Annotated in this window: 13 protein-coding genes and 1 pseudogene; 8 read left to right on the top strand and 6 right to left on the bottom strand. The window is 72.8% G+C overall.

Going from position 1 to position 15,852, the window contains the following annotated elements; all coding sequences use genetic code 11:
• Positions 1-298: 298 nt before the first annotated feature.
• Entirely contained in the window at positions 299-2,257 is a 1,959-nt protein-coding gene (locus tag ACFOYY_RS09525) for a GTP-binding protein (RefSeq protein WP_386189376.1), read from the top strand.
• 11 nt (positions 2,258-2,268) lie between these two features.
• On the opposite strand, the gene ACFOYY_RS09520 is transcribed toward ACFOYY_RS09525, so the two are convergent.
• The gene (locus ACFOYY_RS09520; protein ID WP_386189374.1) at positions 2,269-3,486 is read right to left on the bottom strand and encodes an MFS transporter; all 1,218 of its coding nucleotides are present in this window, start codon (positions 3,484-3,486) and stop codon (positions 2,269-2,271) included.
• A 65-nt stretch (positions 3,487-3,551) separates the two neighbouring features.
• Between ACFOYY_RS09520 and ACFOYY_RS09515 the strand changes: the two genes are divergently transcribed.
• A complete protein-coding gene (locus tag ACFOYY_RS09515; protein ID WP_386189372.1) occupies positions 3,552-3,941 on the top strand; it encodes a MerR family transcriptional regulator in 390 nt (129 codons plus the stop codon).
• Between the two features lie 19 nt (positions 3,942-3,960).
• Here ACFOYY_RS09515 and ACFOYY_RS09510 read toward each other — a convergent pair whose 3' ends face one another.
• Positions 3,961-4,644 carry a MerR family transcriptional regulator gene (locus tag ACFOYY_RS09510; RefSeq protein ID WP_362781422.1) on the bottom strand — a complete coding sequence of 228 codons (684 nt, stop codon included), beginning with the start codon at positions 4,642-4,644 and terminating at the stop codon, positions 3,961-3,963.
• Positions 4,645-4,734: 90 nt separating this feature from the next.
• On the opposite strand from ACFOYY_RS09510, the gene ACFOYY_RS09505 reads away from it, so the two are divergent.
• Positions 4,735-5,910 carry an erythromycin esterase family protein gene (locus tag ACFOYY_RS09505; RefSeq protein WP_386189370.1) on the top strand — a complete coding sequence of 392 codons (1,176 nt, stop codon included), beginning with the start codon at positions 4,735-4,737 and terminating at the stop codon, positions 5,908-5,910.
• A 12-nt stretch (positions 5,911-5,922) separates the two neighbouring features.
• Here ACFOYY_RS09505 and ACFOYY_RS09500 read toward each other — a convergent pair whose 3' ends face one another.
• The 3 genes from ACFOYY_RS09500 to ACFOYY_RS09490 form a co-directional block, all read right to left on the bottom strand.
• Entirely contained in the window at positions 5,923-6,684 is a 762-nt protein-coding gene (locus ACFOYY_RS09500; protein WP_386189368.1) for an SRPBCC family protein, read from the bottom strand.
• Positions 6,684-7,298, bottom strand: coding sequence for an ArsR/SmtB family transcription factor (locus ACFOYY_RS09495; RefSeq protein WP_386189366.1), 615 nt, complete (start codon positions 7,296-7,298; stop codon positions 6,684-6,686). The genes ACFOYY_RS09500 and ACFOYY_RS09495 overlap by 1 nt, the downstream gene beginning before the upstream one ends.
• A gap of 63 nt (positions 7,299-7,361) precedes the next feature.
• Positions 7,362-8,717 carry a serine hydrolase domain-containing protein gene (locus ACFOYY_RS09490; RefSeq protein WP_362781417.1) on the bottom strand — a complete coding sequence of 452 codons (1,356 nt, stop codon included), beginning with the start codon at positions 8,715-8,717 and terminating at the stop codon, positions 7,362-7,364.
• Between the two features lie 255 nt (positions 8,718-8,972).
• Between ACFOYY_RS09490 and ACFOYY_RS09485 the strand changes: the two genes are divergently transcribed.
• The 5 genes from ACFOYY_RS09485 to ACFOYY_RS09465 all read left to right on the top strand — a co-directional run bounded on the left by ACFOYY_RS09485 (position 8,973) and on the right by ACFOYY_RS09465 (position 15,441).
• Positions 8,973-9,917 carry a DUF5996 family protein gene (locus ACFOYY_RS09485; RefSeq protein ID WP_352012492.1) on the top strand — a complete coding sequence of 315 codons (945 nt, stop codon included), beginning with the start codon at positions 8,973-8,975 and terminating at the stop codon, positions 9,915-9,917.
• A complete protein-coding gene (locus tag ACFOYY_RS09480) occupies positions 9,914-10,624 on the top strand; it encodes a hypothetical protein (protein WP_386189363.1) in 711 nt (236 codons plus the stop codon). Before ACFOYY_RS09485 ends, ACFOYY_RS09480 begins: the two co-directional genes overlap by 4 nt.
• 79 nt (positions 10,625-10,703) lie before the next feature.
• Entirely contained in the window at positions 10,704-12,923 is a 2,220-nt protein-coding gene (gene recD2, locus ACFOYY_RS09475) for an SF1B family DNA helicase RecD2 (RefSeq protein ID WP_386189361.1), read from the top strand.
• A gap of 154 nt (positions 12,924-13,077) precedes the next feature.
• A complete protein-coding gene (locus ACFOYY_RS09470; protein WP_386189359.1) occupies positions 13,078-14,055 on the top strand; it encodes an alpha/beta hydrolase in 978 nt (325 codons plus the stop codon).
• Between the two features lie 195 nt (positions 14,056-14,250).
• On the top strand, positions 14,251-15,441 hold the full coding sequence (locus ACFOYY_RS09465) for a L,D-transpeptidase (RefSeq protein ID WP_352012708.1): 1,191 nt from the start codon (positions 14,251-14,253) through the stop codon (positions 15,439-15,441).
• 45 nt (positions 15,442-15,486) lie between these two features.
• On the opposite strand, the pseudogene ACFOYY_RS09460 reads toward ACFOYY_RS09465, so the two are convergent.
• Positions 15,487-15,852, bottom strand: a pseudogene (locus ACFOYY_RS09460) (radical SAM protein); the annotation flags it as partial.

The following is a 15,852-nucleotide window of genomic DNA, read 5'->3' as shown; positions in this document are numbered from 1 at the left end:
GGACTCAGACGAAGAAGAGGAAAGCCATGTCCTCACCATAACAAGGCGAATCACCTCGCCTCAATTCATATGTGCCGTGACGTGCTCCGCGCCCGGCCGGTGACGCGCGCCAGAGCCCTGCCCGCCGCGGACGCGCGGCACCGGTCTGCTGGAGGCCGGAAATCCGGTTGCGCGTCCCGGACGCCCGGGTGGCATCATGAGGCGGTCCGGCACACCGATCGGGGAGAAGCAATGCGGCGAGTCTTCGGAACATCTCAGCCCCTTTTCCGGACGAGAGTTTTCGAGGACTTCTCCCAGCATGCCCACCGTGAACATCGGTCTTCTCGCCCATGTGGACGCCGGTAAGACCAGCCTGACCGAACGTCTCCTCTTCGACACCGGGGCCATCGGGCGCCTGGGCAGCGTCGATGAGGGAAGCACCCAGACCGACAGCGGCGACATCGAGCGCAGCCGAGGCATCACCATCCGTTCCGCGGTCGCCCCCTTCCGGGTCGGCGACCTGCAGGTCAACCTGATCGACACGCCGGGACACGCGGACTTCGTCGCCGAGGTCGAGCGCGCGCTCGGCGTGCTCGACGGCGCGGTGCTGCTGCTGTCGGCCGTCGAGGGGGTGCAGGCGCACACCCGGGTCCTGATGCGCGTCCTGCGCGGGCTGAAGCTGCCCACCCTGATCTTCGTCAACAAGGTCGACCGCCCCGGCGCCCGCCCGCAGGAGCTGCTCGAGCGGATGCGCCGCACGCTGTGGCCGTACCTGCTGCCCATGGCGTCGGTCGAGGACGCCGGTACGGCGGGCGTGCGGGTGAGGCCTGCGCCGCCGCACGACGCGCGGGCGGCGGAGATCCTCGCCGAGCACGACGAGGAACTGCTCGAAGACCTCGTCGCGGGCCGCACCCCCGGGGCGGCGCGGCTTGAGGCGGCGGTGGCCCGGCAGAGCGCGGCGGCCGTGCTGTACCCGGTGTTCTTCGGGTCGGCGCTGGGCGGCCAGGGCGTCGGCGGCCTCGTCGAGGGAATCCGCCGCTACCTGCCGGTGCCGCCCCCGGCGGGCGGCCAGGCGCGGGGGACGGTCTTCGCGATCGAGCCGGGGCCCCGCGGGGAGCGGGTCGCCTACCTGCGGCTGCGCTCGGGCGAGCTGCGCGTCCGCGAGCGCGTCACCTACCGGCGCCGCGAGCCGGGCGGCGGCACGGCCGAGCGCACCGAGCAGATCACCGCCCTGCGGGTCGTCGCGCCCGGCGCGGCCTCCTCCGGCGGCGACCCGGACAGGGCGGGCGACATCGCCAGGGTGCGCGGACTGTCGGGGGTCCGTGTCGGCGACCTGATCGGCCCGCTGCCGCCCGGCTCCGCCGACGCCTGCTTCCCGCCGCCGAGCCTGGAGACGCTCGTACGGCCGCCGCGACGGAACCAGGCGGCCCGGCTGCGCGCCGCGCTGGTGCGCCTGGCGGATGAGGACCCGCTGATCCAGGCGCGCCTCACACCGGACGGGGCGACCTCGCTGCTGCTGTACGGGGAGGTGCAGAAGGAGGTCATCGCGGCCAGGCTGGAGCGCGAGTTCGGGGCCGGGGCCGTCTTCGAGCCCTCGACGCCGGTGTACACCGAGCGGCCCGCGGGGACCGGGGCGCTCTTGGAGGAGATGAACCACCGGCGCGGGGTGCCCGACTTCTGGGCGACGGTCGGGCTGCGGGTCGAGCCGGGCGCGCCGGGCTCCGGGGTGAGGTTCCGGCGCGAGGTCGAGCTGGGCGCGCTTCCGGCCGCCTTCGACCGGGCGATCGAGGAGAGCGTGCACGAGACCCTGGGGCAGGGCCTGTACGGCTGGCCAGTCACCGACTGCGCCGTCACGCTGACCCACAGCGGCTTCGGCGGGCCGGTCAGCACGGCGGCCGACTTCCGCGGCCTGACCCCGCTGGTCCTCATGGGCGCGCTGCGCCTGGCCGGGACCCGGGTCTACGAGCCGTGTCACTCCTTCGAGCTGGAGATCCCCGCCGAGGCGCTCGGCCCGGTCACCGCCCGGCTGGCCGCGCTGGGGGCGCGGCTGCACAGGTCGGCGGCCCGGGAGGCGGCCTGGTCGGTGGAGGGGGAGATCCCGGCCGGGGCCGTCCACGTGTTCCAGCGTGAACTGCCCGGACTCTCGCACGGTGAGGGGGTGTGGTGGTCGGCCCCCGGCGGGGACCGGCCGGTGAGCGGGCGCCCGCCCGCGCGTCCGCGCGCCGGCGGCGACCCGCTCGACCGGGAGGCCTATCTGCGTCATCTGGCGGGCAGGTGAGCCGGGCGCCCTCAGCGGGGGGCGCCCCGCCTCACGGCGGGGAAGCCGCCGGTGCGGGCGCCGATCACGACGGCCAGCACCGGGACCAGCAGGGCCAGGACGCTCCACGGGAAGGAGCCGGGGCCCAGCAGTCCGAGCAGGACCGCCCCGGCGACCCCGCCCGCCGCCATGGCCGCGTTCCACAGGGTGACGAGCATGGCCTGCGCGGTGTCGGCCGCCTGGCCCGCCGCCACGGCCACGGCGGTCTGCAGCAGAGTCGGGGCGCCGCCGAAGCCGAGCCCCCACAGCGTCACCGCCGGGTAGACCAGCGCGGGATCGGCGCCCCGCACGGCCAGGACGGCCGCCGCCACGGAGAACAGGACGCTGGCCGCGACGATGAGGAGCCGTGGCCTGCGGTCGATGTGGGCGCCGACGATCCAGATGCTCACCATGGAGGCGGCGCCGAAGACCAGCAGCACGAGGTCGACGGAGCCGCCCATGCCGGACCGCCGCAGGAAGGTGGCGATGTAGGTGTAGAGGATGGTGTGGGCCAGCACCATGACCAGCGTCACGAACAGGATCGGCACCACGCCGGCGATCCTGAGGGTCGGCAGGATCGGGTGCCGGTCCCGGTGCCGCCGTCCCGGCCGGTCGGGGACCGCCACGGCGATCCACGCCAGCAGGACGGCGGCGATCACGGTGATCGCGGAGAAGGCGGCCCGCCAGCCGAGGAAGCCGCCCAGGAAGGTTCCCGCGGGCACGCCCAGGGACAGGGCGAGCGGGATGCCGGTCATGACGACCGCGATGGCCTTGCCCCGCAGGCGGGCGGGTGCGAGGTGGCCGGCGTAGCCCGCCAGCAGCGCCCACACCAGGCCCGCGGCCACTCCGGCGACGAACCGGCCCGCCAGGCTCAGCGCGAAGTACGGCGAGGCGGCGGTGACCGTGTTGGCGACGGCGAAGCCCGCGACCCCGGTCAGCAGCAGGCGTTTGCGCCGCCATCCGGCCGTGGCCGCGGTGAGGGGGATCGCCGCGACCGCCGTACCGATCGCGTAGATCGTCACCGCCTGTCCCATCGCGGACTCGCCGACCCCGAGGTCGGCGCCCATCGCGGGCAGCACACCCGCGGGCAGGGCCTCGGTCAGGACGGTGACGAAGGCGGCCGTGGCCAACGCGGCCAGAGCGGGCAGGGGTAGTCTCTGATCGCCGGCTCCCGCGACGGGCCCGGCTGATCGTGTGGTGTGGTTTCGCACGTTGCGTATGTTCAAACCATCACATTGATGTGAAGGTCAACGTGACAGGGTGTGAGGTAGGGCACATGCGGATCGGAGAGCTGGCCGAGCGTACCGGCACGCCCCGCAGGCTGCTGCGTTACTACGAGGAGCAGGGGCTGCTCCTGCCCGAGCGCTGCGCCAACGGCTACCGCGCCTACGACGAGCGCCTGGTGGACCGGGTCATGCAGATCAGGGGCCTGCTGGACGCGGGGCTGCCGACCCGGATCATCAAGCAGATCCTGCCCTGCCTGGACAGGCCCAGGATCATCCACTTCTCCGACGCGACCCCGGAGATGATCGCCACACTGGAGCACGAGCGCGACCGGATGACCGAGCGCATCCAGTCCCTGACCCGTAACCGGGACGCCATCGCCGACTACCTCGACACGGTGCGCCTCACCCAGGACGACCCGGGCGTCGCCACGCGGAGCTGAACCGGGGCGCGAAGACGCCTCAGGGTTCGAGGTCGCGGAGGTAGGCGTCCAGGGCCGCGGCGCCCGCGAGCATGGCGCGGCCCCGGGCCGCCAACCGCGCCCGCCACTCACCCAGGGCCGACTCCAGCGGGACGACACCCCCGGCGGCACGGACCTGGGCGATCAGCGGGGCGATCCGCTCCAGCGGGTAGCCGCCCCTCCTGAGCTGGTGGGCCAGCCGCACATCCCGCACCTCGGCCGCGCCGTACACCCGGTACCCCGTCTTCGGGTCGCGGCGCGGCCGCACCAGCCCGGCCTTCTCCCACTTGCGCAGCGTGGCCGGGCGCACGCCGAGCCTGCCGGCCAGAGGACCGATGAAGACGTCGCCGCGCTCCTGCGGCACGGGCACCAGGTCACCGAGCGCGACCTCGACCGCCTGGAGGGTGCGGCGGTCCTCAAGCGACTGGGCGTGACTGTCGTCGAGCAGCCGCAACGCCTCCTCGAGCGCGCCCCGGTTGACCGCCCGCATCACCGACGTCGCCGTCCGGTGGCCGTGCCCGGGCACCAGGGCCAGGAAGGCACGCAGCGCCCGCGCGTGCAACGGCGTGTAGACGCGGTAGCCGTGAACGGTGCGCCCGGCGGCCGGCAACACCCCGTCCTGCTCGTAGTTCCTGACCGCCTGGGCGGACAGGCCGTGCTCACGCGCCAGGTCGACCGGCCTCATGAACGCACCACCGTTTGAAGGTCCACCAAGACGGACACCGGATTTTCCGCGAAAAGTTTACACCGGATGTTCAACGATACCGTTGAGGGAATGGACATCAAGGAAACCGCCTGGCCGCTCGACGGCGCGGGCGTGTCGGCCCTGCTGCGCTCGCTTCCCGCCCGCCCCCTGCTGCTCGGCCTGGGCGAGGCCAGGCATCTGGTGGAGGACCTGGGCAGCGCACGCAACGAGATCTTCCGGCACCTGGCCGAGCACGAGGGCTACCGCTGCTTCGCCATCGAGAGCGACTGCCTCATGGGCCTGCTGGTCGACGACTACGTCACGAGGGGAGAGGGCACCCTCGACGACGTCATGCGGCGCGGCTTCAGCCACGGCTTCGGCGCCCTGGAGGCCAACCGCGAACTCGTGCGCTGGATGCGCTCCCACAACGACAAGCACGACGACAAGCTTCGCTTCTTCGGCTTCGACGGCCCCCTGGAGTACTGGGCGGCGAGCCCGCGCCAGGCGCTCACCGCCCTGTACGACCTGCTGGAGGACCCGCCCGCCCGTACGGTCGTGACCCGCCAGACCCTTGAGGAACTGCTGGGCCCGGACGAGCGGTGGTCCGACGAGGCCACGGCCACGGACCCCTCCCGGTCGATCGGCCGCTCCGCCGAGGCCCTGCGGCTGCGCGTGATCGCCGACGACCTGGTGGCGCTGCTGGAGACGCAGGTCCCGCGGCTGAACCCCCGCGACAGGTGGCGGGCGGAGCTGTACGGGCGCACCGCCGTCGGCCTGCTGCGCTACCACCACGGGATGGCCGAGGACTCCCCGCACCGCTGGGGCCGCCTGTCGGCGCTGCGGGACGCGATGATGGCCGCCAACCTGAGCGCCGTCGCCGAACACGGCCCGGCCCTGGTCTACGCCAGCAACCTCCACCTGCAGCGCGGCGAAAGCCTGATGCCGTTCGGCGAGCGGACGCTGCGGTGGTGGGGCGCGGGGGCCATCACCGCGGCGCGCCTGGGCGACCGGTACGCCTTCCTGGCCTCGGCCTTCGGCACGGTCGGCGAGGACGTCCCGCCCCCGGACACCGTCGAGGGCGCCCTGTCCGCGCTGCCGTGGGAACGCTGCCTCCTGGACGCCCGCCGCCTGGCCGAAACCGTCACCGCCGCCGGCTCCGGGCCGCGCCGCTCCCGCGACTTCGCCTACTTCCCGCTCGACCCGGCCCGCCTCGGCGGAATCGACGGCGTCGTCTTCCTCAGGCGGGTCACCCCCACTCCCTTCTGACCCTCCCGCGCCTCAGGATGCCGGAAACAGCCGCTCCAGCCAGGCCTGCCAGGCCCGCCCCAGCTCCTGCTCACCTGCGCCGCCGGAGTAGACGTGGTGGGCCAGGAACACCGCGTCGCCCCTGCGTTCCCCCGAGTGGAGGAACCGGTACAGCGCGTCGCCGGTGCGCACCCCCAGGCAGGAGAACGGGTCGGCGTAGTCGAGCACGCCCTCGATCGGCGCGAGCCCCTCGGGGGCGACGCTCACCGGCTCACCCACGGCGGCCGTCGCGGGCAGCCCGAGCGCGCCGGTCAGGGCGGCCCACGCCCGCTCGGGACCCGCGGCCCCCACCTTGAGCGCCGAGACCGGTGTGCCCCTGAGGCCGGGAAAGTGCCTCAGATAGGCGGCCAGGGTGTGCAGGTACATGTCCCAGCCGGACTGCATGGCCTCGTACTCGCTCTCCCAATCGCCCTCCAGGAAGCCCTCGTGCACCAGCCTGAGCACGGTGGAGCCCCTGTCGCGGCCCTCGACGAGCCACTCGAACGCCATGAACGTCCCGTCCTCGCCCCGGCCGGTGCGGTAGGCGAACCGGCCGGGCGGCTCCCAGGAGGTGATGGTCGCCTCCTCGACGGCGCCGCCGACGGTCAGCCGCGTCGAACCGCCCTGCCGGGGTTCGATCTGGCTGCGCCCCATGAACCAGGAGTCGACCCCGGGCCCGGTGGCGATGGCCTGCCAGACCTCCTCGGGGTCGGCCGCCAGCTCGACCTGCCTGCGCACCTCGAACTCGTGGCCCATCACGGCTCCTTACGGCCCGGCGCCCCCGGGGCCCGGGCGTCGGGACTGGGGTGGACGGCGACGATGAGCCGGTGCTCACGCCCGCCGGGGGCGTCCTCGTCGTGGTACTTGCCGACGAGGGCGCCGACGGCGGCGGCGAGCACCTCGGCGAAGGCGGCGCGCTGGGCCGCCGAGGCGAAACGGACGTGGCCGTCGATGGTCAGGGTCGCCAGCCGTTTACGGGCCTGGGCCGCGCCGCCGATGAGCTCGCCGACCTCACGGACCAGCCGGGCGGCGACCGCCAGCAGCCAACGGGCCGACAACGCGTCGGGGGAGCGGTCCGGGTCGGGCTGCACCGCGGCCAGCGCCAGCGGGGAGATGACGTAGGAGGCCGCCGTCGCCCGCATCACCCGCTCGGTCATGTTGCCCTTGCGGCGCTCCTCGACCAGCTCGATCAGCCCGTGCCGCTCCAGGGCCCGCAGGTGGTAGTTGACCTTCTGCCGGGGCAGGCCCAGCCGGGCGGCCAGCATCGTGGCCGACGCCGGCTGCGACAACTCCGCCAGCAACCGCCCCCGCACCGGGTCAAGGGACGCCTCGGCCGCCGCCGGGTCCTCGATCACCGCCACTTCCAGCATGCCCCAACCCTCTCACCGACAATATTTGCCGTCAAAGCGCCGGCGGCCGTACGGCGGGGCCCGTCAGCCCCGCCAGCCTCCCTCGTCGACCCCGCCGGGCACCTCGGCCGCCGGGTCGTAGGGGGTGCGGGTGAACACGAAGGTGTTGAGGTCGAGGTGGCTGACCGACCCGTCGGCGCCGCGCACCACGCTGAGCCGCTCCCCGGCGTAGTAGCCGTCCAGGCCGAGCCAGGTCCCGTCGTCCTGGGCGACGAAGCGCGAGGCCCGCCCCGCGGCGCCGATCGGGGCCAGCGACAGGCCCCGATCGGGCAGCAGCCGCAGCGCGTAGGCGCTCGGCCCCCAGTACCACGGCCCGGTCAGCTCCAGCAGGCCCGCCTCGGCCGCCGAGGGCCGCCACTCGGCGGGCATGCGCGGCTCGTGCTCGTCCAGGACGGCCAGCATCTCGCCCAGGAACGTACGGCTCATCCCCGAGGTGGAGTTGGTCAGGAACAGCACCCCGGTGCGGTCGCCCGGGTCGGCCCACACGGTGGCCAAAAAGCCCGGCATGGAACCGGTGTGCCCGGCCAGGCGCCGCCCGCCCGCGCGGGCCAGCTGCAGGCCCAGCCCGAACCCGCCGGTCCAGGCGTCGCCGTCGTCGACGATCGCGGGCTCGCGCATCTCGGCGACCGTCGCCGGGTCCAGCACACCGCCGGTGTCCCCGGCGACGAACGCCGCCCACCGGGCCAGGTCGGCGGCGGTGGACCAGAACTGCCCCGCCGGGGCCATGGCGAGCGCGTCGTGCTCGGGCTCGGGCAGCAGGACGTCGGCCCACGGGTGGACGGCGTAGCCGTGGGCGTGCGGGGCGCTCGGCCGGGTGGTGGTGCGGTCCATGCCCAGCGGCTGCAGCACCTCCGCGCGCACGGCCCGCGCCCAGTCCGTCCCGCGCTGCCTGGCGACGAGCTCGCCCAGCAGGGCGAAACCGAGGTTGGAGTAGTGGAAACGGCGGCCGGGCCGGTGGCGGGAGGTCTGCGGGCCGAGACGGGCGATGAGCTCCTCGACCGGCACGCCCGGGGTGCGCTCCCACCACTGCCCCGGCGGCTCGGCGGTCAGCCCGCCGGTGTGCGAGAGCAGCTGCGCGACGGTCACCTCCCCGACGGGCGTGCCCGGCACGTGCTTGCCGATCGGGTCGAGCAGGTCGACGCGGCCCTCGTCGCGCAGCCGCATGACCACGACGGCCACCATGCTCTTGGTGATCGAGCCGATCCGGTACTGGGTGTCGCGGGAGGGGGCCTCCTCGCCCACCAGGCCGCGCGAGCCGAACCAGGCCAGGCTCCCGTCGCGCACCACGGCCGCCGCCAGGGACGGCAGCCGCGACTCGGCCTGCTCGACCGCGACCCTGCGCAGCAGCGCCCGAGCCGTACTCTCCAGAAGCGGCGACATCAGACTGATACCTCCCCGACACGACGTGTGTGCTCAGGCTAGTGCCCGGGAGCCCCGGCGGCACCCGCGAGAACGAGCCCGCGGCGCTCGTCCGGGGCCGCCCGTGGGCCGTCCCCCGGATCATCCGCCGGCCGCCGCGGTGCGGCCGGGGACCCCTCCCCACCCTATGATCACTATAAGTCATGATATGACTACTTTTAGTGTGATGGCTGAGAGGGATGCGGGACCGGCCGGCCCCGCGCCGAGGGGGCAGCGATGGACACGACCGAGTGGTTTCCCGCCATGCCACTGCAGGAGTGGGAGAGCACCAAGGAGACCCTGCACCGGTTCACCCAGATCGTCGGCAAGGTACGGCTCGCCGAGAGCACCCGCCACAACCACTGGTGGAACGTGCCCTTCCACCTGACCGGGCGGGGCATCACCACCCGCCCCTCCGGAGGGTTCGGCGGCGCTCCGGTCTTCACGATCGACTTCGACTTCGTCGCCCACACCCTGGCCGTCAACCGCCTGGACGGACGCGGCGTGACGTTCAGCCTCGTCGGCCACTCGGTCGCCTCCTTCTACCGGACCCTGTTCGAGGTGCTGGAGGGCCTGGGCGTCACCACCCGCATCGAGGCCGAACCGTTCGGCCTCACCGACGCCACCCCCTTCGCCCAGGACGCCAAGCACGCCGACTACGACCCGGCGCTGGTCAACCGCTACTGGCGCGTCCTGACCCAGGTCGGCCTGGTGCTGGACCGCTTCGCGGCGGGCTTCTGCGGCAAGGTCAGCCCGGTCCACCACTTCTGGCACACCTTCGACATCGCCGTGACCCGCTTCTCCGGCCGCCCGGCGGGCCCCCAGCCCCAGGCCGACCCCGTCACCCGGGAGGCCTACTCCCGCGAGGTGATCAGCAGCGGCTTCTGGTTCGGCGACGAGGCGATGCCCTGGCCCGCCTTCTACTCCTACACCGCCCCCGAACCCGAGGGCCTGGCCGGGGAACCGCTGCGGCCCGAGCAGGCGGCCTGGCTGCCGCAGCGGGGCAGCCACCTGGCGGTGCTGCGCTACGACGACGCGCGCGCCCACGACGACCCGGTGGCCACCGTGCTCGACTTCCTCGACAGCGCCTACCAGGCGGGCGCCCGCCGCGCCGGCTGGAACGGGGCGCTGCTCATCAGCCCGCCCGGCGTCACCGACGCCCTCCTGGAGGAGGAGCCGTGACCCGGCCGTCCGTCCGGGTGGCCCTCTGGGCCTCCGCCGGGGCCGTGGCCTGCGGCGCGCTCGCCGCGACCCCGGCGCCCCCCACCACCCCGGCCACGGCGACACCCCCGGTGACGCCCACGGCGACATCCACGACGGCGCGGCCCGCCGTACCGCCCGGCACCGCGCCGCAGGGCTTCACACGCATCGGCGGCCCCGCCAACGGGCTCACCGTCGCCGTCCCGCAGGACTGGGTCGCCCTCGACCTGTCCAGGGACGACCTCGACAAGAGCCTCACCTCCATCGGCCTGTCCGGCGAGGCCCTGGAACAGGCCAGGCGAAGCCTGCGCCCGCTGGTGGCCAACAAGGCGGTCTGGGCCTCCGACCGCACCTCCGCCGCGACCTCCCCCAACCGCTTCGCCACCAACCTCAACGCCTTCTGCCAGGAGAGCCCGGACGTGCCCGCCGACCAGATCGTCGCCGACGTCAAACGGCAACTGGGCCAGCTCGGCGCCACGATCTCCCAGGCGGGCGAGGTTCCGATCGACGACGGCACCGCCGTGCGGGTGGTCTACCGGCTGCCCTCCCGCGGCATCGACATCAGAGGCACCCAGTACTACACCCGCTCCTCCTCCTCGGGCAGGACCTGCATCCTGACCCTCAGCACCGACAAGGACGGCCTGCAATCCCTGTTCGACCGGATCGGCAGGACCCTCACCCCCCGGTGAGGCACCACCCGGAACCGAAATTGCCGATCAACCGCGTTCACTCCTACGCTGGGGGCGACATTCGGCAGGGAGGTCACCGGTGGCACGCGAGGACGGTTCCGCACCCCCCGGCACCAGCATCTCCGGAGTCCTCGAACGGATCACCTACGCCAACGAGGAGACCGGCTACACCATCGCCAGGGTCGCCACCGAACGGTCGGGAAACGACCTGCTGACCGTCGTCGGGCCGCTGCTGGGCGCCCAGCCGGGGGAGTCGCTGCGCCTGACCGGCCGCTGGAGCACCCACCCCCGCTACGGCAGGCAGTTCGAGGTGTGGTCCTACGCCACCGTGCTGCCCGCCACCGTGCAGGGCATCCAGCGCTACCTGGGCTCCGGCCTGATCAAGGGCATCGGGCCGAAGATGGCCGAGCGGATCGTCGCCCACTTCGGGACCGACACCCTCGACATCATCGAGACCGTCCCCGAACGACTGGTCGAGGTCCCCGGCCTCGGCCCCAAACGAACCAAGATGATCGCCGCCGCCTGGGAGGAACAGAAGATCATCAAAGAGGTGATGATCTTCCTGCAGGGCGTCGGGGTGACCACCTCCATCGCCGTGCGGATCTTCAAGCAGTACGGCGAGGCCTCCATCACCGTCGTCAGGAGCCAGCCGTACCGGCTGGCCGACGACGTGTGGGGGATCGGCTTCAAGACCGCCGACACCATCGCCCAGGCCGTCGGCATCCCGCACGACAGCCCCGAACGCGTCAAGGCCGGGCTGCGCTACACCCTGTCCCAGGCCGCCGACGACGGCCACTGCTACCTGCCCGCCCCCAACCTCGTCGCCGACGCCGTCAAGATCCTCCAGGTCCCCGCGGAGCTGACCGTCCAGTGCCTGGAGGAGCTCGTCGCCGAGGAGGGCGTGGTCCGCGAGGAGATCCCGGCCGGTGACACCGTCGTCCCCGCCGTCTACCTCGTCCCCTTCCACCGCGCCGAACTGTCCCTGGCCGGCGCGCTGCGCGCCCTGCTGAACTCCGGCCACGACCGGCTGGAGGCCTTCAAGACCGTCGAGTGGGACACCGCCCTGACCTGGCTGCGCAAACAGACCGGCGCCGACCTGGCCGAAGAGCAGGCCCAGGCCGTACGGCTGGCGCTGAGCGAGAAGGTCGCGGTGCTGACCGGCGGCCCCGGCTGCGGCAAGAGCTTCACCGTCCGCTCCATCGTCACCCTGGCCCGCGCCAAGAAGGCCAAGGTCATCCTGGCCGCCCCCACCGGCAGGGCCGCCAAACGCCTGTCGGAGCTGACCGGCCACGAGGCGACCACCGTGCACCGGCTGCTGCAGCTGCGCCCCGGCGGCGAGGCCACCTTCGACCGCGACAACCCCCTGGACGCCGACCTCGTCGTGGTCGACGAGTCCTCCATGCTGGACCTGCTGCTGGCCAACAAACTGGTCAAGGCCGTCGCCCCCGGCACCCACCTGCTGTTCGTCGGCGACGTCGACCAGCTTCCCTCCGTCGGCGCCGGCGAGGTCCTGCGCGACCTGCTGGCCGCCCAGGAGCAGATCCCCCGCGTACGGCTGACGCACATCTTCCGCCAGGCCCAGGAGTCGGGCGTGGTCACCAACGCCCACCGCGTCAACACCGGCCTGCCCCCGGCCCTGGAGGGCATGAAGGACTTCTTCCTGTTCCCCTGCGAGGAACCCGAGAAGATCGCGGCGCTGACGGTCGACGTGGTGGCCAGCCGCATCCCCCGCAGATTCGGCCTCAACCCGCGCCGCGACGTGCAGGTCCTGGCGCCGATGCACCGGGGCGCCGCCGGGGCGGGCAACCTCAACACCGTGCTGCAGGAGGCCCTGACCCCCTCCAGGGAGGGCATGCCGGAACGCCGCTACGGCGGGCGCGTCTTCCGGGTCGGCGACAAGGTCACCCAGCTGCGCAACAACTACGACAAGGGCGCCGCCGGGGTGTTCAACGGCACCGTCGGCACCGTGGTCGACATCAGGCCCGACGACCACAGGCTGACCGTGCTGACCGACGAGGAGGAGAACGTCGAGTACGCCTTCGACGAACTCGACGAACTCGCCCACGCCTACGCGGTCTCCATCCACCGCTCCCAGGGCAGCGAATACCCCGCGGTGGTCATCCCGCTGGCCACCAGCGCCTGGATGATGCTGCAGCGCAACCTGCTCTACACCGCGATCACCCGCGCCAAGAGACTCGTCGTCATCGTCGGCTCCCGCCGCGCACTGGCCCAGGCGGTGCGCACCCGCGGCGCCGGGCGCCGCCACACCAGCCTCACCCACCGCCTGCGCTCACCCTGACCCCGGGCGGCCCTCCCGCGGGGCCCGGCGGGCGGTGACTTGGACGTCACGCATCCGTTCATGCGCGTGCGTGTCCAAGTCACCGCCCGCGCCCGGCCCGGCCGCGCCGGCGCCGGGCATCATGGGGCCGACCCGATCTGAGGAGAGCCCCCTGATGCCCTACGGATTCGACCCCGAGCTCGCTCCGTTCACCGCCGACCTGCTGCCCGAGCACGACCTTCGTGACACGGTGACCTCCCGGCAGGTCCTCAAGGAGTTCTTCAGCTCGATGCCCGGCGGCTTCCCCGACACCGTGACGGTCGAGGACCGCCACATCCCCGGCCCCGGCGGGCCGGTACGGGTGCGCCTGTACGCCCCGCGCGAGCGCTCGGCCGAACCGGCCCCGGCGATGGTCTTCATCCACGGCGGCGGCTTCATCGTGGGCCAGATCGAGATGGGCGACGCGCTGCTGGCCTCCCTGGCCGAGACCATGGGCGTGGTGTCGGTCTCCGTCGACTACCGCCTCGCCCCGCAGGACCCCTACCCCGCCGGCGTCGAGGACTGCTACGCCGCGCTGGTGTGGACCGCGCAGAACGCGGCGGAACTCGGCGTCGACCCGGCGCGGATCGCCGTGGGCGGGGAGAGCGCGGGCGGCGGCCTGTCGGCCGCGGTCGCGCTGCTGGCCAGGGACCGCGGCGGCCCCGCGCTGTGCCTGCAGTACCTCGGCATCCCCGAACTCGACGACCGCCTGGACACCCCCTCCATGCGCGCCTTCGTCGACACCCCCGGCTGGAGCCGCGACAAGGCCGAGATCAGCTGGGACTACTACCTCGGCCGGGCCCACCGGCCCGGCGGCGACGACGTCCCGATCTACGCCGCCCCGGCCAGGGCCGAGGACCTGTCGGGGCTTCCCCCGGCGTACGTGGTGGTGTGCGAGTTCGACCCGCTGCGCGACGAGGGCCTGGCCTACGCCGCCAGACTCGTGCAGGCCGGGGTCCCGGTCGGCCTGCACATGTACCCGGGGACCTTCCACGGCTGCTCCTGGGTCCCCGACGCCCAGGTCTCCCGCCGGATGCAGGACGACCTGATGTACGCCCTGCGCCGCGCCTTCCACCCGGTCAAGGCCCCCGCCGCGCCCGGAACGGCGCTGTGAGCCTTCTCACGAACATCCGGTGAACACCGTGCCTCACCCGCCCGGGTGAGGCACGAACCGGCCGGAACGGCCGCCCCCGTCACCGAAAGTAACCTAAATGTGATTCAACTCTCACGAACCGTGCATAGTGCTCCAGCGTCACCTATTAGAGTTTTTAGACGCACTTTGCGGTTGGGGGAGAGAGCTGTGCTGAACATGGAACGCCGTGACCTGAGGAAACCGCTGGCCGCACTGGGCCTGGCCGCCGCCCTGCTGGCCACCTCCTGCTCCGGCGGCACCCCGGCGGCACCCGGCGCCGCAGGCACCCCCGGCGGCGAGACGGCCACCCCCACACCCGCCGCCCCCACCATCAGGATCAGCCCCGCCCAGGGCGGCGCCGCCGTACGGCCCGACCGCAAGGTCGTCGTCACCGCCGACGGCGGCGCCCTGGAGGAGGTCACCGTGCAAAGCGGCAGCCACAAACTCGAAGGCGACTTCGACGCCCAGCGCACCAAGTGGACCTCCACCGTGCCCATGGAACCCTCCAGCACCTACGACGTCTCCGTCCGCACCGTGGACGGCACCACCGCCACCAGCACCTTCACCACACTCAAACCGAAGGTGGAACTGGCCGTCGCCGACGTCACCCCGGCCATCAAGGGCGAGAAGGTCGGCGTGGGGGCGCCGATCATCGTCACCTTCAACCAGCAGGTCGCCAACAAGGCCGCCGTGGAGAAGGCCCTGGAGGTCAAGGCGGAGAAACCCGTCCCCGGCGCCTGGCGGTGGATCAACGACACCACCGTGATCTACCGCACCGCCAAGTACTGGCCCGCCCACCAGAAGGTCACCTTCACCGCCCGCATCAAGGGCGTCCGCGGCGGCAAGGACATGTACGGCGTCAAGAACCTCACCAAGGTCATCCGCATCGGCGCCGCCCAGATCTCCGTCGTCGACACCCGCAAGCACAAGATGATCGTCAGACGCGACGGCAAGGTCGTGCAGACCATGCTGATCAGCGCGGGCAAGGGCGACACCCGCGAGTACACCACCACCAGCGGCGTCCACCTCACCATGGGCAAGGCCAACCCCGAACGGATGATCTCCCCGGGCCGCAAGAAGGGCGACCCCGGCTACTACGACCTGATGATCAACCACGCGGTGCGCTTCTCCAACAGCGGCGAATACGTCCACGCCCTCAACAACGTCTGGGCCCAGGGCCGCCAGAACGTCAGCCACGGCTGCGTCAACGCCCGCCCCGACCAGGCCAAATGGTTCTACGACCAGGTCCAGCGCGGCGACGTGATCACCATCACCGGCACCACCCGGCAACTGGAGTGGAACAACGGCTGGGGCTTTTGGCAGATGCCGTTCAAGGAGTGGCGCAAGGGCAGCGCCCTCAAGGCCTGACCACCCGCCCCTCCGGCGAGGCCGCGCCGCCACGGCGCGGCCACCTCACAACAGGCTGATCTGCGTCGGCGCCGGAAGCGCCAGCGGCAACGGCTGCTCCGGCCGCGTCGGGCTCAGACCGTAACGGGCGGCCACCTGCAGCACCTGCCCCACCACCGCCCGCACGTACACCGGATCGGCCTCCGCCCCCGCGGCGTACAACTCCCCGTACCGGGCCACCAGCCCCGGATGATGCTCACCCACCCACGCCATGTACCACTCCCGCGCCCCCGGCGGCAGCCGCAGCACCCGCGGCGTCAGGCTGACCGCCTCCGCCGCCGCCACCCGCCGCACCGTCGCGGAGATCTGGTCGGGGGAGTCGGTCAGCAACGGCAGGATCGGCGCCATCTCCACCCCGCTGGGCACCCCCCG

This window comes from Streptosporangium jomthongense (assembly GCF_042650425.1).
Taxonomy (GTDB): Bacteria; Actinomycetota; Actinomycetes; order Streptosporangiales; family Streptosporangiaceae; genus Streptosporangium.
Note: the sequence above shows the minus strand (reverse complement) of the source record. Positions and strands in the feature narration are given on the sequence as shown.